The sequence below is a fragment of the Citrobacter sp. RHBSTW-00599 genome, from assembly GCF_013784065.1.
Classification (GTDB): Bacteria; Pseudomonadota; Gammaproteobacteria; order Enterobacterales; family Enterobacteriaceae; genus Citrobacter; species Citrobacter braakii.
In genome coordinates, this window is record NZ_CP056717.1 from 157,306 (window position 1) to 175,760 (window position 18,455).

General features: G+C 52.2%; 16 protein-coding genes. 11 read left to right on the forward strand and 5 right to left on the reverse strand.

The window, feature by feature from the left end; genetic code table 11:
- Window positions 1-10 precede the first annotated feature (10 nt).
- The 3 genes from mtlR to mtlA all read right to left on the reverse strand — a co-directional run bounded on the left by mtlR (window position 11) and on the right by mtlA (window position 3,883).
- Window positions 11-601 carry a mannitol operon repressor MtlR gene (mtlR, locus tag HV243_RS00755; protein ID WP_005120486.1) on the reverse strand — a complete coding sequence of 197 codons (591 nt, stop codon included), beginning with the start codon at window positions 599-601 and terminating at the stop codon, window positions 11-13.
- On the reverse strand, window positions 598-1,746 hold the full coding sequence (mtlD, locus tag HV243_RS00760) for a mannitol-1-phosphate 5-dehydrogenase (protein ID WP_016154957.1): 1,149 nt from the start codon (window positions 1,744-1,746) through the stop codon (window positions 598-600). The genes mtlR and mtlD overlap by 4 nt, the downstream gene beginning before the upstream one ends.
- A gap of 220 nt (window positions 1,747-1,966) precedes the next feature.
- Window positions 1,967-3,883, reverse strand: coding sequence for a PTS mannitol transporter subunit IICBA (gene mtlA, locus HV243_RS00765; protein WP_016154956.1), 1,917 nt, complete (start codon window positions 3,881-3,883; stop codon window positions 1,967-1,969).
- Window positions 3,884-4,416: 533 nt separating this feature from the next.
- Between mtlA and HV243_RS00770 the strand changes: the two genes are divergently transcribed.
- The 9 genes from HV243_RS00770 to HV243_RS00810 all read left to right on the forward strand — a co-directional run bounded on the left by HV243_RS00770 (window position 4,417) and on the right by HV243_RS00810 (window position 14,549).
- Window positions 4,417-4,779 (forward strand): DUF3302 domain-containing protein, encoded by a 363-nt coding sequence (locus HV243_RS00770; protein ID WP_047359011.1) that lies wholly within the window; start codon window positions 4,417-4,419, stop codon window positions 4,777-4,779.
- A gap of 2 nt (window positions 4,780-4,781) precedes the next feature.
- Window positions 4,782-5,918 carry an HlyD family secretion protein gene (locus HV243_RS00775; RefSeq protein ID WP_016157740.1) on the forward strand — a complete coding sequence of 379 codons (1,137 nt, stop codon included), beginning with the start codon at window positions 4,782-4,784 and terminating at the stop codon, window positions 5,916-5,918.
- 70 nt (window positions 5,919-5,988) lie between these two features.
- Window positions 5,989-6,597, forward strand: a complete 609-nt coding sequence (locus HV243_RS00780; RefSeq protein WP_046275795.1) for a glutathione S-transferase — start codon at window positions 5,989-5,991, stop codon at window positions 6,595-6,597.
- Between the two features lie 98 nt (window positions 6,598-6,695).
- A complete protein-coding gene (selA, locus tag HV243_RS00785) occupies window positions 6,696-8,087 on the forward strand; it encodes an L-seryl-tRNA(Sec) selenium transferase (RefSeq protein WP_016154951.1) in 1,392 nt (463 codons plus the stop codon).
- Window positions 8,084-9,928, forward strand: a complete 1,845-nt coding sequence (gene selB / locus HV243_RS00790; protein WP_053388710.1) for a selenocysteine-specific translation elongation factor — start codon at window positions 8,084-8,086, stop codon at window positions 9,926-9,928. Before selA ends, selB begins: the two co-directional genes overlap by 4 nt.
- A 188-nt stretch (window positions 9,929-10,116) precedes the next feature.
- On the forward strand, window positions 10,117-11,268 hold the full coding sequence (gene yiaY, locus HV243_RS00795) for an L-threonine dehydrogenase (RefSeq protein WP_053388709.1): 1,152 nt from the start codon (window positions 10,117-10,119) through the stop codon (window positions 11,266-11,268).
- A 92-nt stretch (window positions 11,269-11,360) separates the two neighbouring features.
- A complete protein-coding gene (gene aldB, locus HV243_RS00800) occupies window positions 11,361-12,899 on the forward strand; it encodes an aldehyde dehydrogenase AldB (RefSeq protein WP_019078065.1) in 1,539 nt (512 codons plus the stop codon).
- Window positions 12,900-13,083: 184 nt separating this feature from the next.
- Window positions 13,084-13,407: a DUF3302 domain-containing protein gene (locus tag HV243_RS00805; RefSeq protein WP_016154947.1), complete on the forward strand. Its 324-nt coding sequence runs from the start codon at window positions 13,084-13,086 to the stop codon at window positions 13,405-13,407.
- Window positions 13,408-13,412: 5 nt separating this feature from the next.
- Entirely contained in the window at window positions 13,413-14,549 is a 1,137-nt protein-coding gene (locus HV243_RS00810; RefSeq protein WP_181603922.1) for an HlyD family secretion protein, read from the forward strand.
- A gap of 47 nt (window positions 14,550-14,596) precedes the next feature.
- On the opposite strand, the gene HV243_RS00815 is transcribed toward HV243_RS00810, so the two are convergent.
- Window positions 14,597-15,550 carry a LysR family transcriptional regulator gene (locus HV243_RS00815; RefSeq protein WP_016157735.1) on the reverse strand — a complete coding sequence of 318 codons (954 nt, stop codon included), beginning with the start codon at window positions 15,548-15,550 and terminating at the stop codon, window positions 14,597-14,599.
- Window positions 15,551-15,671: 121 nt separating this feature from the next.
- Between HV243_RS00815 and HV243_RS00820 the strand changes: the two genes are divergently transcribed.
- Together HV243_RS00820 and HV243_RS00825 are read left to right on the forward strand one after the other, a co-directional pair.
- Window positions 15,672-16,412, forward strand: coding sequence for a MipA/OmpV family protein (locus HV243_RS00820; protein ID WP_053388708.1), 741 nt, complete (start codon window positions 15,672-15,674; stop codon window positions 16,410-16,412).
- A 236-nt stretch (window positions 16,413-16,648) separates the two neighbouring features.
- Window positions 16,649-17,122, forward strand: coding sequence for a 4Fe-4S dicluster domain-containing protein (locus HV243_RS00825; RefSeq protein WP_053388707.1), 474 nt, complete (start codon window positions 16,649-16,651; stop codon window positions 17,120-17,122).
- Between the two features lie 36 nt (window positions 17,123-17,158).
- On the opposite strand, the gene avtA is transcribed toward HV243_RS00825, so the two are convergent.
- Window positions 17,159-18,451, reverse strand: coding sequence for a valine--pyruvate transaminase (gene avtA, locus HV243_RS00830; RefSeq protein ID WP_242672055.1), 1,293 nt, complete (start codon window positions 18,449-18,451; stop codon window positions 17,159-17,161).
- Between the last annotated feature and the right edge of the window lie 4 nt (window positions 18,452-18,455).

Genomic DNA, 18,455 nt, shown 5'->3' on the forward strand with positions numbered 1-18,455 from the left:
CTGCAGGGTCTTATTTTTGAAAGGCTTTTTTTAAGCTGATTTTAGAAATCAGCTCGGTCAGGGAAAGTACCATCGTGGAGCGTACCATCTGCTGGTAGCGCTGAATCTGCATTGCGTGCAAACCTGAGTCTGAGGTATCAAACTGCGGTGGCGGCGGGAGTGCCGTCACGCAGTGGAGTTCGCCAAACGGGCCAAGAATTTCGTCGTCGGTGAACGCGTATTCATTACCGTCATGGTTTAACTCTTCCCGCAGCGCCATCAGAAGCTCCGCATCTTCATACTCCGGCCGGCTGAGTACGCCCAGACCGTAAATTAGCTTCAGACGAACGGAAAGATCGCCCAGCGGACCGTCGCCGTCGAGCAGGGGTTCTACGGCATATTTTACCGCATAGTCGTCTTTGCGAAATACCTGAAGCACAAGGATATTCACCGCTTCGGTGAGCAGTTCTACGGCGGTGATGAGGAAGCTGCGTACGGTTTTGCCAGCATTCAGACGCTCAAGCACACGATTTTCAAAGGCCTGCGTTTGTTCCATTATTGCCTGCATATCTGACAATCTGTCATTTGGGCGCAGGCTGACCTGCGCCACATTCTCTATCATTTGGTTGCGTTATATGCGTTAACCGCCTCCGCCACCACATCACTGTTAGCATCCAGACCGGAAACCTGTGCCAGCGCGGCCTGTGGACCTTTTTCGTCAATCAGCGCGGCTAGTTCCTGGGCCTGCGGATCTTCTTCACTGCGATAGTGCATCGCTGCAGCAATACCGGTGACCAGATTCGCGTGCGGCAAGCCATACTCCAGCGTGCCTAGCAGCGGTTTAATCAGACGGTCGCCCGCGCTCAGTTTACGCAGCGGCTGACGACCCACGCGCTCAACGTCATCTTTCAGATACGGGTTTTCAAAGCGACCGAGGATTTTCTGAATGTATGCCGCATGTTTTGCTGCATCAAAGCCATAGCGTTTGATCAGTACCGCGCCGCTCTCTTCCATCGCACCTTTTACCACTGCACGGATTTTCTCGTCGAGAATCGCGTCACGGATGGTCTGATGACCGGTCAATTTTCCGAGGTACGCGGTTATAGCATGCCCGGTGTTCAGCGTGAAGAGTTTACGTTCGACAAATGCCATCAGGTTATCAGTTAATTCCATTCCCGGGATGTCAGGCAGTTCGCCTTTGAACTGTGTTTTGTCGACAATCCACTCACTGAAGGTTTCGACGGTGACTTCCAGCGGATCGTTGGTCGCAGAAGCCGAAGGGGGAACAATGCGGTCCACGGCGGAATCGACGAAGCCAACATGTTCTTCAACCCAGGATTTGTCTTCATCTGCCAGCGCGTTCATAACGTGGCCTTTCAACTGGGTGGTTCCGCGCACCATGTTTTCACAGGCGATAATATTCAGCGGAGTGGCGATGCCCTGCGCCTTGCGTTTAACCAGCCCTTTGGCGATGGCCGGAGCGATACGCTCAAGCACGACCGGACCGACGGCGGTAGTGACTAAATCTACGTGGGCAATCAGGTCGACAACATCATCGCCGATGCTGCTCACGGCGTTGACGCCGGAAACGGTATCAACCTGCTCGTTTTCACCCACCACATGAACCTGATAGCTATGACGGGCATTCAGGGCATCGAGCACGACCTGGTTTACATCCGCGAACGTCAGTTGTATCCCCGCGTCCGCCAGCAGTTTGCCGATAAAGCCACGACCGATATTACCTGCGCCAAAATGTAATGCTTTCATAGTATTAACCTTCATTAATGTTTTTACCCAAGAGGGCTGGGGTGAGGCGTTTCCCTCAACCTAACCCTCTCCACAAGGGAGAGGATATCGCCTTAATATTTCGAACTGCAGATGCGTTGGCTCTCCTCGCTCACCCCAGTCACGTACTTATGTACGCTCCTGGGGATTTGCTGCGTTGCCGCCTTTCTGCAGCTCGAACTATTTTGGAGATACTTAATGGTTAAGCTTTTTTACCAGCCAGCAGTTCCAGAACTTCATCCACGCTGGTGGTATGGGCCAGACGTTCGATCACGGATTCGTCATCCAGAGCGTTGGTCAGGCTGGTGATCACCTGGATATGTTCATTGTTACGTGCGGCGATACCAATGACCAGGCGGGCAATATCGTCTTCTTCTTCACCGAAGCGCACGCCTTCCGGGTACTGGCAGAACACCACGCCGGTTTTCAGTACGCGGTCTTTGGCTTCAACCGTACCGTGCGGCACTGCGATGGACTCACCGAGGTAAGTCGGGGTTAGTTTTTCGCGGTCCAGCATCGCCTCGACGTATTCTGGCTCAACGTAGCCGCCTTTCACCAGTTGCTCACCGGCAAAGCGAATCGCTTCTTCTTTGTTAGTGGCTTTACGGCCGAGGAAGATATTCTCCGCACCCAGTTTGAACAGGTGGGTATCACCCTCTTCAAAGCTGTCTTTCAGGTGATCGCGGACTTTCTCTTCGTTCACGTTGTGGCGCTGTGCAGCAACCAGACGTTCGGTCAGGCTGGCGTACAGGCCGCTGTCGAGGAAGTTGGTCAGCGAAATGTGTTGTGCCTGAGGCACCTGGCGCATCGCACGTTCGGTCAGGTCACGGTGAGTAATGACCAGATCGACATCCGGCGGCAGATTGTTAATCGCGCTGTTGGTGACGGAAATCTGAGACAGACCGGCATCCTGCACTTTCTTGCGCAGTACGCCCGCCCCCATGGCGCTGGAGCCCATACCCGCATCGCAGGCAACGATGATTTTACGCACATGGCTCAGGTCGTTAGTCACGTCGCCAGCCGCCAGCGGAGATGCACCTTTGGATTCCGCTTTCATGTCGTGCATACGACGAGTAGCGGCATCAATGTCATCATCTTCTTTCACTTTGCTGGTTTTCAGTAGAATGGCTGAGACGACAAAGGAGACAGCCATTGCGGCACAGATAGCAGCGATGTTCGCGAAGTAAGCACCCTTCGGCGTCATTGCCAGTACGGCCAGGATAGAACCCGGAGAAGCCGGAGAAACCAGGCCGCCGTTCAGGATAGTCAGGGTAAATACGCCAGTCATACCGCCGAGGATAACGGCCAGGATCAGACGCGGGTTCATCAGCACGTACGGGAAGTAAATTTCGTGGATACCACCCAGGAAGTGGATGATAGCCGCGCCGCCTGCAGACTGCTTAGCGCTGCCGCGACCGAAGAACATGTATGCCAGCAGAACGCCCATACCCGGACCCGGGTTAGCTTCAATCAGGAAGAAGATGGATTTGCCCATCTCGTGGGACTGCTGAATACCCAGCGGTGAGAAAATACCGTGGTTGATGGCGTTGTTGAGGAACAGGATTTTCGCCGGTTCAACGAAGATAGACGCCAGCGGCAGCATGTCATGGACAACCATGAAGTTAACGCCTGCCGCCAGGATTTTGGACAGTGCTTCAACCAATGGGCCAATGCCAAGGAATGCCAGAATGGCGAGGATCATCCCGATGATGCCTGCGGAGAAGTTATTCACCAGCATCTCAAAACCGGACTTGATCTTACCGTCTACCCAGTTGTCGAAATGTTTGATAGCCCAGCCGCCCAGCGGACCTGCGATCATCGCGCCGAGGAACATTGGCATATCGGCACCGACGATAACGCCCATGGTGGTGATAGCACCCACCACGCCGCCACGCTCGCCGCCAACCAGCTTACCACCGGTATAACCGATCAGCAGCGGCAGCAGATAGGTGATCATTGGGCCGACAAGCTTCGCCAGCGTTTCGTTCGGCAACCACCCTGTCGGAATGAATAATGCGGTGATAATACCCCACGCGATAAACGCGCCGATATTTGGCATCACCATGTTACTGAGGAATCGACCAAAGCTTTGCACTTTGATCTTAATATCGGATGACATAAAAACACCCCTTCTTATGTTTGCTGTCGCGCAGGCTAAAAGCCCGAGGTTTGTTAATGTAGCGGCAGGAGGTAGCCGGACCCTGTAGATACTGCGAAATCTGGCACTGAATCGTTCAACTGTCCAGTCGACGGCTTTTTATGTGACGTTTGTCACGTAAATATAGGGTGTATGGCGTTAGTTAATGTGATTTTCATCACAAAATATCGGTACAAAAAAACATCACAGGTCAAGAATTGGCTAAAAATGGGCGTTAAGTGTGAAGTTGTTCACGCTTTTGCTTTGGCTGTTTGTTGGGTATTTGTGATCTACTTCGCAATAAATATTTGTCTGGATTTCTCCTGGTGTGATCTGGAGCGGATTCTGTTTCATCACCTATTTCTTGCAACTACCCCGCAAGCCATCAACCTGAAAATTTATACCCTGGTGGTATGGCGGAAATGGCTAACTGCAATTATGTTCAAATTACCAGCCATGACTCCTTTCGGCTGCCTGCAATTGAAAGCTCTGATTAGCGTGAATACGAGGCGGGTATGTTTCTAAACTATTTCGCGTTAGGTGTGCTGATCTTCGTTTTTCTGGTTCTGTTTTACGGAATCATCGCCATCCATGATATTCCCTATAACATGGCTAAGAAGCGCAACCATCCCCATGCCGATGCCATCCATACGGCGGGTTGGGTGAGCTTATTTACGCTGCATGTTATTTGGCCCTTCCTGTGGATCTGGGCCACGCTCTATCAGCCAGAACGAGGCTGGGGAATGCAGTCACACATCGCGCCGTCCGGGAAGGAACCTGACCCTGAAATTGCCGCGCTGGCCGCGCGCATCACCCAGTTGGAAAATAGACTGGATGGGGAGAAAAAAAACGATAACTCCACCTTTCCGGAGATTTGATCATGGACTTGTTGATTGTCCTGACCTATGTGGCATTCGCCTGGGCCATTTTTAAAATATTCCGTATTCCGGTAAATCAATGGACGCTTGCTACCGCCGCATTAGGTGGGGTGTTTATTGTGGCGGGACTCATTTTATTAATGAACTATAACCACCCGTATACCTTTACGGCGCAAAAGGCGGTTATTTCAATTCCTGTTACCCCACAGGTCACCGGAATTGTTAGTGAGGTGACAGATAAAAATAATCAGCTGATTAAAAAAGGCGAGGTGTTATTTAAACTCGATCCCGTTCGTTATCAGGCGCGGGTCGACAGGCTGCAGGCCGACCTGGTGACCGCTACGCACAACATCGACAATATGAAAGCGCAGCTGTCTGAAGCCGTAGCCAATACCACCCGCGTTTCCGCTGAACGAGATCGCCTGTATAAAGATTATCAACGCTATTTGAAGGGTAGTCAGGCGAAGGTTAATCCATTCTCTGAAAGCGACATCGACAATGCCCGGCAAAACTATCTGGCGCAGGATGCGCTGGTCAAAGGCTCCGTTGCTGAACAGACGCAGATTCAGAGCCAGTTAGACAGTATGGTCAATGGAGAGCAATCTCAGGTTGCGTCTCTGCGCGCCCAGCTCGCTGAAGCCAAATACAATCTTGAGCAGACTATCGTACGTGCGCCCAGCAACGGTTATGTAACACAGGTGCTTATCCGGCCCGGGACCTATGCCGCCGCGCTGCCTCTACGCCCGGTGATGGTATTTATTCCGGAACAAAAACGGCAAATCGTGGCGCAATTCCGCCAGAATTCGTTGCTGCGCCTTAAACCGGGTGATGAAGCGGAAGTGGTCTTCAACGCGCTGCCAGGCCAGGTATTCTCCGGCAAGCTCACCAGCATTCTGCCGGTTGTTCCGGGCGGTTCTTATCAGGCGCAGGGAGCATTACAGTCCTTAACGGTGGTGCCGGGTACCGATGGCGTGCTGGCCACGATTGAGCTGGCTCCCAATGCCGATGTGGATGCGCTGCCGGACGGTATCTATGCCCAGGTGGCGGTCTATTCCGACCATTTCGCTCACGTTTCAGTGATGCGTAAAGTGCTGCTGCGCATGACCAGCTGGATGCATTACCTTTATTTGGATCATTGAGACCGCCATCACCTGCCATTTGCACTGACCTGAGCCATACTGATATTTTTGTTGGCAAAAAGGACCCGGCATGAAACTCATTGGCAGCTATACCAGCCCTTTTGTGCGTAAAATTTCTATTCTGTTACTGGAAAAGGGCATCACCTTCGAATTTGTGAATGAACTCCCCTATAACGCAGATAACGGCGTGGCACGCTATAACCCGTTAGGAAAAGTGCCCGCGTTGGTTACCGATGAGGGCGAGTACTGGTTTGACTCTCCGATTATCGCGGAATACATAGAACTGCTGGATATTGCGCCAGCGATGCTGCCGCGTGAACCACTGGCGGCGCTGAAGGTACGCCAGTTGGAAGCGCTGGCCGATGGCATTATGGATGCCGGTTTAGTCTCGGTACGCGAACAGGCTCGCCCCGTCGCACAGCAGTCAGAAACCGAACTGTTACGCCAGCGAGAAAAGATTACCCGTAGTCTGGATATGCTGGAAGGTTATCTGGCGGAGGGTACGCTGAAAACGGATACGGTTAACCTGGCAACCATTGCGATTGCCTGTGCCGTCGGTTATCTCAATTTCCGTCGGGTTGCGCCCGGCTGGTGTGTTGATCGCCCGCGTCTGGTCAAACTGGTGGAAACGCTCTTTCAACGCGAAAGTTTTGCCCGTACGGAACCGCCAAAGGCTTGATACACATTATACTCGCCTAAGCAAAGTCACGGTACAATCCTTCCTATATCGATATCCCTCTCCACGGTGGAGAGGGCCACCAACAGCCAGGCCCTTTCATGACAACCGACATGCGTTCACTCTACAGCCAGCTTCCTGCGATCGATCGTTTATTGCGCGATAGCGCCTTCCCAGCTTTACGTGAGTCTCACGGTCATACCCGGGTGGTTGACCTGCTGCGTCACATGCTCGACGAAGCCAGAGAAGCTATTCGCGACACGCACGCGCTCCCGGCATGGTGTGAGGACTGGGCGCAAGAGGCCTGCGCCCGGCTGGAACGAGAATCGCAAAGTGCGCTGCGTCCGGTAATTAACCTGACCGGAACGGTGCTGCATACCAATCTTGGTCGCGCATCGCAGGCCGAAGAAGCGATCGAGGCGGTGGTGCAGGCGATGCGCACGCCAGTGACGCTGGAATACAGCCTGGATGATGCCGGGCGTGGACATCGGGATCGGGCCCTGGCGGATTTACTCTGCCGTCTGACGGGGGCGGAAGACGCCTGTATCGTCAATAACAATGCCGCAGCGGTTTTGCTGATGCTGGCGGCCACGGCTAACGGCAAAGAGGTGGTCGTTTCACGCGGAGAGCTGGTAGAAATTGGCGGCGCGTTTCGTATTCCTGACGTGATGTGTCAGGCCGGATGTATTCTGCGCGAAGTGGGTACCACCAACCGGACCCACACGAAAGATTATCGTCAGGCGGTAAATGAAAACACCGGTCTGCTGATGAAAGTGCATACCAGTAATTACAGCATCGAAGGCTTTACGAAGTCGGTGGATGAGGCAGAGCTGGCCACTATTGGCAAGGAGCTGGATGTTCCGGTAGTGGCGGATCTCGGCAGCGGCTCGCTGGTCGATCTCAGCCAGTATGGATTACCGCAGGAGCCGATGCCGCAACAGCTGATTGCCGCTGGCGTTAGCCTGGTGAGCTTCTCTGGCGATAAATTACTGGGAGGGCCGCAGGCAGGGATTATTGTCGGTAAAAAAGAGATGATCGCGCGCTTACAGAGCCATCCGCTGAAACGTGCATTACGGGCTGATAAAATGACGCTGGCTGCGCTGGAAGCGACGCTGCGGCTCTACCTGCACCCGGAAGCGCTGGCAGCGAAGTTGCCGACGTTACGCCAGCTCACCCGCTCGCAGGAGGCTGTCCACGCGCAGGCACAACAATTACAGGCACGGCTTGCTGATCATTACGGCGACGAATTCGCCCTGAACGTTATGCCTTGTTTATCGCAGATAGGCAGCGGTTCGCTACCTGTTGATAGGCTGCCCAGCGCGGCATTAACCTTTACGCCACATGACGGGCGCGGTAGCCGCCTCGAAGCACTGGCCGCCCGTTGGCGTGCGCTGCCCGTGCCGATCATTGGGCGAATTTATGATGGTCGCTTATGGCTGGATCTGCGCTGCCTTGAGGACGAGACCCGGTTTATGGAGATGATGCTGAAATGATTATTGCAACCGCCGGACACGTTGACCACGGAAAAACAACGTTATTACAGGCGATTACCGGCGTGAATGCCGACCGTTTGCCGGAAGAAAAAAAGCGCGGCATGACCATCGATCTCGGCTATGCCTATTGGCCGCAGCCGGACGGAAGGATTCTGGGATTTATCGATGTTCCCGGACACGAAAAGTTTTTGTCCAACATGCTGGTGGGTGTCGGCGGGATCGACCATGCGCTGCTGGTGGTGGCGTGTGATGACGGCGTGATGGCGCAAACGCGTGAGCATTTGCAAATTCTGCAACTGACGGGCAACCCGCAGATCACCGTGGCGCTCACGAAAGCCGATCGCGTGGATGACGATCGCATCAACGCGGTACGTACTGAGGTGCATACTGCGCTTGAGAACTATGGATTCGCCGATGCGGTTCTGTTCGTGACGGCTGCCAGTGAAGGTCGTGGAATCGAAGAACTGCGCGATCATTTACAGCAATTAACGTCGCGCGAGCATGCCCGCGATTGCAGCTTTCGCCTGGCGATTGACCGTGCCTTTACGGTCAAAGGCGCGGGTCTGGTGGTGACCGGGACGGCGCTTAGCGGTGAAGTGACTGTTGGTGACACGCTGTGGCTCACGGGCGTCAACAAACCGATGCGCGTACGTAGCTTGCATGCGCAAAATCAGGCCACCGATCGCGCGCAGGCGGGGCAACGTATTGCGCTGAATATTGCCGGTGATGCACAAAAAGAAGAGCTTAACCGCGGCGACTGGCTGCTGTCCGATGCACCGCCAGAGGCGTTTACCCGCGTGATTGTCTCTTTAGAGCATGCCGCGCCGCTGATGCAGTGGCAACCGCTGCATATTCACCACGCGGCCAGCCACGTCACCGGGAGAATCTCGCTGCTTGAAGGGACGCTGGCGGAACTGGTATTTGATACACCGCTCTGGCTCGCCGATAACGACCGTCTGGTGCTACGCGATATTTCGGCCCGCACGACGCTGGCTGGCGCGCGCGTGGTAACGCTCAATCCGCCGCGTCGCGGGAAGCGTAAGCCGGAATATTTGCAGTGGCTGGCAGCGCTGGAGAAGGTACAGAGTGACGGCGAAGCTCTGGCGCTACATCTGACGCGCGGGGCGGTGAATATTCCTGACTTCGCCTGGGCGCGTCAGCTCAACGGCAACGGTATGCGTCCGTTGATTGAGCTGCATGGCTTTATTCAGGCGGGATACAGTCTGTTGAATGCTGCCGTTGCAGCGCGCTGGCAGCGGAAAGTCCTTGATACGCTGGCGACGTACCACGAGCAGCACCGTGATGAACCAGGACCTGGGCGAGAACGCCTGCGCCGTATGGCTTTGCCGATGGAAGACGAAGCGTTGGTCCTGCTGCTGATTGAAAAGATGCGTGAGAGCGGTGCCATCCATAGCCATCATGGCTGGCTGCATTTGCCGGATCATAAGGCCGGTTTCAGCGAAGAGCAGCAGGCTATCTGGCAAAAAGCAGAACCGCTTTTTGGCGATGAGCCGTGGTGGGTGCGCGATTTGGCAAAACAGACGGGCACAGATGAGCAGATGATGCGTGTGGCGTTACGACAAGCAGCGCAGCAGGGCATCATCACCGCGATCGTCAAAGATCGCTATTACCGTAATGATCGTATTGTGGCCTTTGCCAATATGATCCGCGAACTGGATCAGGAGAAAGGATCGACCTGTGCTGCCGATTTCCGCGACAGGCTTAACGTTGGACGCAAATTGGCTATCCAGATTCTGGAATATTTTGACCGCATTGGTTTTACGCGTCGCCGGGGAAATGATCATTTATTACGCGATGCTTTGCTGTTTCCCGAAAAGTAATGAAACAATTAATTCAGGAATTAAATGAATTAATACAAAATAAATATTGATTGAAATAAGCACATTAGATTATGAACCTAATGTGCTTTTTAATTGTGGGTGTTATTAAAATAACAACCACGATCATATTTTGTTGGATATTTCACTCGTATGCTTCCTGACTCTTTAGAGTAATTAAGGATCGTACAATGGCTGCTTCAACATTTTTTATTCCTTCCGTGAATGTAATCGGCGCTAATTCATTAAAAGACGCAATGAATACAATGGCGGAATATGGTTTTCGTCGTACGCTGATTGTCACTGATGCCATGCTGACAAAATTAGGTATGGCTGGCGAGATTCAAAAAGCATTACAGGAACGTGATATTTTCAGCGTAATTTTCGACGGTACGCATCCTAATCCCACGACCAGTAACGTCGCTGCTGGCCTGCATATACTGAAAGAAAATGAATGTGATAGCGTTATTTCCCTCGGCGGCGGTTCTCCGCACGATTGTGCGAAGGGCATTGCGCTGGTGGCGGCTAACGGCGGTGATATTCGCGATTACGAAGGTGTGGACCGTTCTGCAAAACCACAACTACCGATGATCGCCATTAACACCACCGCGGGCACGGCATCTGAGATGACCCGTTTCTGCATCATTACCGATGAAGTACGTCACATTAAAATGGCGATTGTGGATAAGCATGTTACGCCGCTGCTGTCCGTTAATGACTCCTCGCTGATGGTCGGCATGCCGAAGTCCCTGACAGCGGCAACCGGTATGGATGCGCTGACCCACGCCATTGAAGCCTACGTGTCTATTGCTGCAACGCCGATTACCGATGCGTGCGCGTTGAAAGCGGTCACCATGATTGCGGAAAACCTGCCGGTCGCCGTTGCAGATGGCAGCAATGCTCAGGCGCGCGAAGCCATGGCTTACGCGCAGTTCCTCGCGGGCATGGCTTTTAACAACGCTTCTCTTGGTTATGTGCACGCAATGGCGCACCAGTTGGGTGGCTTCTACGATCTGCCGCACGGTGTATGTAACGCAGTGCTGCTGCCGCATGTGCAGGTCTTCAATAGCAAAGTGGCTGCCGCTCGCCTGCGTGATTGCGCTGCGGCAATGGGCGTGGACGTTGCTGGCTTGAGCGCAGAGCAAGGGGCGGAAGCCTGCATCGCGGCGATCCGCGAACTGGCGCAGAAAGTGAATATCCCGGCCGGTCTGCGTGAGTTGAACGTGAAGGAAGAGGATATTGCCGTACTGGCGACCAATGCTCTGAAAGATGCCTGCGGTTTCACTAACCCGATTCAGGCGACTCATGAAGAAATCATGGCGATTTATCGCGCTGCTATGTAATTCGTGATACCTGTCGTAAAGCAGTAAATGGCTGGCGAATAATTCGCCAGCCCCGTCTACCCTTGTAGTACCCCTACAGCAAGGAGACGGTCATGACCAATAACCCCCCTTCAACGCGTATTTATCCCGGCGAGTATGGTTACCCTCTGAAGTTAAAAGCCCGATACGATAACTTTATCGGCGGTGACTGGGTTGCCCCGGTGGACGGCGAGTATTACCAAAACCTGACGCCGGTAACCGGGCAATTACTGTGCGAAGTGGCCTCTTCCGGCAAAAAGGATATCGATCTGGCACTGGATGCCGCGCACAAAGTAAAAGACAAGTGGGCGCAGACATCCGTGCAGGACAGGGCGGCGATACTGTTCAAAATCGCCGATCGTATGGAGCAAAACCTGGAACTGCTGGCGACGGCAGAAACCTGGGATAACGGTAAGCCCATCCGCGAAACCAGCGCGGCAGATGTTCCGCTGGCGATTGACCATTTCCGCTATTTCGCTTCCTGTATTCGTGCGCAGGAAGGGGGAATAAGCGAGGTTGATAGCGAGACCGTGGCTTATCACTTCCATGAACCTCTTGGCGTGGTAGGGCAAATTATCCCGTGGAACTTCCCGCTGCTGATGGCCAGCTGGAAGATGGCGCCCGCGCTGGCGGCGGGTAACTGCGTCGTGCTTAAACCCGCGCGCCTCACGCCGCTGTCCGTGCTGTTGCTGATGGAAGTCATCGGCGATCTGCTCCCGCCAGGCGTGGTAAACGTGGTAAACGGTGCGGGTGGGGAAATCGGTGAGTATCTGGCGACGTCTAAGCGCATTGCGAAAGTGGCGTTTACCGGATCAACGGAAGTTGGGCAGCAGATCATGCAATACGCCACGCAGAACATTATTCCCGTCACGCTGGAGCTGGGTGGGAAATCGCCCAATATCTTCTTCGCTGATGTGATGGATGAAGAAGATGCGTTTTTTGACAAAGCGCTGGAAGGTTTCGCGCTGTTTGCCTTCAATCAGGGTGAAGTGTGTACCTGTCCGAGCCGTGCGTTAGTACAGGAATCTATTTACGAACGTTTTATGGAAAGAGCTATTCGCCGGGTGGAGAGTATTCGCAGCGGCAACCCGTTAGACAGCGTGACGCAAATGGGTGCGCAGGTCTCGCATGGTCAACTGGAAACCATTTTGAATTACATCGATATTGGTAAGAAAGAAGGGGCTGATGTTCTCACCGGCGGGCGGCGCAAGCAACTGGATGGCGACTTAAAAGAAGGTTATTACCTCGAACCAACCATTCTGTTTGGCAAGAACAACATGCGGGTTTTCCAGGAAGAGATCTTCGGGCCCGTGCTGGCCGTCACGACTTTTAAAACCATGGAAGAGGCGCTGGAAATCGCCAATGACACCCAATATGGGCTTGGCGCTGGTGTCTGGAGCCGTAACGGAAATCTGGCGTACAAGATGGGCCGTGGGATTCAGGCGGGGCGTGTTTGGACCAACTGTTACCATGCTTACCCGGCCCATGCGGCATTCGGTGGCTATAAGCAGTCAGGCATCGGGCGCGAGACGCATAAGATGATGCTCGAGCATTATCAGCAAACCAAATGTCTGCTGGTGAGCTACTCAGATAAACCGCTGGGACTATTTTAATTTCTCATCACTTATTGCCCGGTTTTGCGCCGGGCATATCTTTATTCTGCAGTTATATATAAACCCATATATCGTTATATAAATAAGACGATTGCATCCAATCTGGTCATTCCACTACTATTATCAACTCTATTGTGTAAATCAAATTGCAGCCGAATTTTCAATTTAAATCCCTGAGGCAAATATGTTCCTTAATTATTTTGCATTAGGAGTGCTTATTTTTGTATTCCTGGTCATTTTTTACGGGATTATTATTCTGCATGATATTCCCTATCTCATTGCAAAGAAACGTAACCATCCTCATGCTGACGCAATACATGTCGCGGGCTGGGTGAGTTTGTTTACCTTACATGTCATGTGGCCCTTTTTATGGATCTGGGCAACGCTTTATCGCCCGGAACGCGGGTGGGGTATGCAAAGCGCGGATTCTTCCCTGATCCAGTTGCAGGCCAGGGTTGCCGATCTGGAAAAGAAACTGGGTGAGGCGAAGACCTCTCCGGCGGAGTAATATCGATGGATTTATTGATCGTTCTGACCTATGTGGCGTGCGCATGGTCAATATTTAAGATTTTTAAAATTCCTGCCAATAAATGGACAGTACCCACTGCAGCATTGGGCGGTATATTCATTGTTTGCGGGCTTATATTACTGATGAATTATAACCATCCGTATACATTTAAGGCGCAAAAGGCAGTAATTTCTATTCCCGTAGTACCGCAGGTCACGGGGGTCGTGACGGAAGTGACGGATAAGAAGAATACGCTGATCAAAAAAGGTGAGGTACTGTTTAAACTTAATCCGGGACGTTATCAGGCACGAGTTGATCGCCTGAAAGCTGATATTGTCACCGCACAACATAAAGAGCAGGTGCTGGTGGCGCAGTTAGACGAAATGCAAGCCAACACGCAGCGGGCAAAGGCTACGCGTGACAAGCTAGCTAAAGATTACCAGCGCTATGCGCAGGGGTGTCAGGCAAAGGTCAATCCTTTTTCTGAACGCGATATCGATGCGGCGCGGCAAAACTATCTGGCGCAGGAAGCAGCGGTGAAATCCTCCGTTGCGGAACAACAGCAAATCCAGAGTCAGTTAGACAGCCTGGTGCAGGGTGAGAATTCGCAAATTGCCAGCCTGAAAGCGCAGTTAGCCGAAGCGGAGTTCAACCTGGACCAGACAGTGGTTCGCGCGCCCAGCGATGGTTACGTTACGCAGGTGCTGATGCGACCGGGAACCTATGCCGCCGCGCTGCCTATGCGTCCGGTGATGGTGTTTATCCCGGATCAAAAACGGCAAATTATCGCCCAGTTCCGGCAAAACTCGTTGCTGCGATTGGAGCCAGGCGATGAAGCTGAGGTGGTGTTTAACGCCTTGCCGGGTAAGGTTTTCAGCGGCAAACTGGCTGCCATCAGTCCGGCCGTACCGGGGGGGACATATCAGTCGAATGGGGTGCTGCAATCCTTAAATTCTACGCCCGGATCGGAGGGGGTGATCGCCACGATTGAGCTGAATGATAATGTGGATGTGAACGCTCTGCCTGATGGGATTTATGCGCAGGTCGCGGTTTATTCTGATCACTTCACCCATGTGTCAGTGATGCGTAAGGTTCTGCTGCGTATGACCAGTTGGGTGCATTATCTGTATCTCGATCACTAGGCGCAGGCTATTTTGCTTACCATTTTGAACCTGGTACCCTAATTCGCTTACTCAGGCTGCTGTTCCAGCGCCTGAGTAAGTTGCTGGCGGATCTCTGCCAACATCTCATCAAGAATAAACTGTACCCGCCATGGCTGATATTCACGTTTGCGGAAAATCACCACCAAATCCAGCCACCATTCATGTTGTTCTGAGAAACATGGAACCAGCGACCCGGATTCAACATCTTTTTGCACACTCGCATTTGGCGCAAAAACAATGCCCAGATGGTTACGTGCCAGCGCCAGTGCAGACTGTGTATTGTCGCAGACATAATTTCCGGTTACCCGATAATCGTGCATCTCCTTGCCTCCGGCAGAAGTGAAACGCCAGATATTAGCCTCATCTATCATCATGGAATCAATCAGGATACAGGAATGTTCTTCCAGTTCATCAGGGCTACTAATAGGATGTGCTTTGATATACTCAGGGCTGGCAAAAGCCGTCACCGCATATTTGGTAATGAAACTGGCAACCAGAGATTCATCTTTAGGATGCGCATAGGTAATTAAAATATCACAATCTTCAGGGAAGTCGACACCTTCAAAAAATGCCTTTCGTTCCAGGTTACATGTTTTAAGTGAGAGGCTAATTCCACCAATATCCTGAATTTTTGCGATCACATGTTGCGATAAATAAGCAATTATGCCCGTCGGAGCATATACGGTTACCCGGCCACGTTTTTCGTGCTTATAATCAGCAATGAAATTATTGAGCTGATCGTTTCTGTCCAACATGTCATTGATGTAAGGAAGCAGCGCTGTACCAAACGGTGTGAGGGTGAGCTGTCGAGTGGTGCGATCAAATACCTTTAGTCCAACTTTGGATTCAAAATCAGCAAGATACTTACTAACGTTGGCTTGTGCGATGCCGAGAACCGTAGCGGCATGACTGATGTTTTCACTGGCAGCAATTACCGAAATAATCTTCAGTTCCCGGTGTTTGAGTTGTAATTTGTTCATCGCCAAACCCAATATATATATGTTTGTATATATTACTATATAAATATGAATCTTGCACCGATGAAATTGTAAGCATTATTATGCACGCGTTTTGTATCTTATTTTAAAATGGAATGTGGGCATGTTAATTAAACGCAATATTGTGGCGCTATTCGCCTTTTCATTTATGGCGAGCGCAACTGCCGCAGAATTTTCTATTGGCGGCGGCGTTGTATATAACGAATCTCCTTATCGTGGATATAATGATAACGTTCACGCAGTACCGCTTGTCAGTTATGAAAGTGAATCATTTTATTTTAGGCAAACAACGTTAGGTTATATTCTTTCAAAAAATGAAAGTAATGAATTTAGCATTACTGCCTCGTACATGCCGCTTGAGTTTGATCCGGGTGATAACGACGATCAAGCGATGAAGCAACTGAACAAGCGTGACGCAACCGCGATGGCGGGTGCTGCATGGTATCACCATGAGAAATGGGGCAGTGTGAAAGTCTCCGCAGCAGCGGATGTGCTGGACAACAGCAACGGTTGGGTTGGGGAAATGTCTCTGTTTCGCCAAATGCCGATGGGCAAGCTGACGCTGACGCCGGCGATTGGCGTGCTCTACTATGACGAAAACTTCAACGAATATTACTACGGCATCTCTGGCAATGAATCCCGCCGTAGTGGGTTATCAAGTTACTCCCCTGGCGATAGCTGGACACCGTATGTTGGCCTTTCCGCTAAATACGCATTGACCAGCAATCTGACGCTGCTGGCCAGCGCCAACTATAGTGCGCTGCCAGATGATATTAAAAATAGCCCGATGGTTGACCGTGATGACAGCTTTACCTTTATGTCCGGTCTGACCTGGCGTTTCTGATTCTCACCCGTTTGTCCTCAGGGAGGAGGGCAATCTTTTCAATGTGGTAGTCCGGATAAGACCCGAAGCATCGTCATCCGGCCATTTCTAATGAGCTGGGCTTTACCGTTCGCGATTAGGCGGATCGCCATAGTTGTTCAGGCACCTGACAATATTTAACCGTTTCCCCTGTCCGATCAAGGCGTCAGGGGCAACCTCTCTGGCACTCTGTGGTTTTCACGCAGACGGAGGGAGCAATGAACGAGTTTATTATGGCGGATGCGGCAAAATGTATTGGGTGTCGTACCTGCGAAGTTGCTTGCGTCGTCGCGCACCAGCAAAACCAGGACTGCGCGTCGGTCTCTTCCACTGCGTTTACCCCGCGCATCCGCGTGATCAAAGACGACGCCTTTACGACGGCAGTCGCCTGCCATCAATGCGAGGACGCTCCCTGTGCAAATGTCTGCCCGACGCACGCAATTCGTCGTGAACATGGGCATATCTTCGTTGAACAGACGCGTTGTATTGGCTGTAAAAGTTGTATGCTGGCCTGCCCGTTTGGGGCAATGAATGTCGTCGCCCGCTCGTCTCGGGTGCAGGCGATAAAGTGCGATTTATGCTGGCACCGTGATGCGGGACCCGCGTGTGTCGAAGCCTGCCCGACCAGCGCGTTGCAGTGTATAGATGCCGTCAGTATTCAGCGCCAGCGTCTGTGTTCACTTCCACAGTAATGTGAGTCCCGACCTGTCGTTAGGTCGGGACTTGCGTTAGCCTTCCTGCCAGGCGCGTTCGATCTCTTCAGCCAGAATCTTCACTCCAGCTTCGATTTTCTCCGGTTCTGGCACGTAGTTCATCCGCATACACTGATGGGTATGCGGCCAGGGTTTATCCAGACCCGGGAAGAAGTAGTCACCAGGAACCATCAGCACGCCGCGCGCTTTCAGACGCTGATACAACAGTTCGGTAGTGATAGGCAAATCTTTGAACCATAACCACAGGAAAATCGCGCCCTCCGGTTTATGAATAAGGCAGCGATCTTCAGATAAATAGCGGCGAATGATCGCAATCGTCTCCTGAACGCGCTGATAATAAAACGGCTTAATAACCGTCTCGGACAGGCGCAGAAGGTCGTTGCGCTTAATCATTTCGCACATGATTGCCGGACCCATTCCGCCAGGCGCGAGACTGATAATGCCGTTCATGTTGGTGATGGCGGTGATGATTTTTTCATTCGCGATAATGATGCCGCAGCGGGAGCCTGGCAGACCCAGCTTGGAAAGGCTCATGCACAGCACAATGTTGGGGTTCCACAGCGGGCGCGCTTCGCTAAAGATGATGCCGGGGAACGGTACGCCATAGGCGTTATCAATCACCAGCGGGATCCCATGCTGGTTGGCCAGCCGGTCCAGCTTCATCAGCTCTTCATCGGTGATCACGTTGCCTGTCGGGTTTGTCGGACGTGACACGCAGATCATGCCCGTCTCTTCACCGATGTGCAGGTGTTCAAAATCAACGTGATACTTAAACTGACCTTCTGGTAACAGTTCGATGTTTGGACGCGCGGAGACAAAAAGATCTTCTTCCAGCCCGGAATCGGCATAGCCAATGTATTCCGGAGCTAACGGGAACAACACTTTTTGCGTTGTTCCGTCGGCGCGGCGTCCGGCGAACAGATTGAATAAGTAGAAAAATGCGCTCTGACTGCCATTTGTCAGTGCAATATTTTGTGGCTCGATATCCCAACCCTGCTTCTCACGTAGCAGTTTCGCCAGCTCAGACAGCAGCTCGGTTTTACCTTGTGGACCATCGTAATTGCAAAGCGCATCAGTGGCTTTGCCGTTTTCCAGCATATCTGCCAGCAGAGATTGAAAGTAATTTTGCATCTCTGGAATTTGCGCCGGATTGCCGCCACCGAGCATGATGGCGCCTGGGGTGCGTAAACCGTCGTTAAGGTCCTCCATCAGGCGTGTGATGCCTGAATGGCGGGTAAATTTGTCGCCAAAAAGTGAGAATGTCATAGCAGGTGGTCTGTCGAACTGAGTAATAAAGTGGCTAACCATAGCG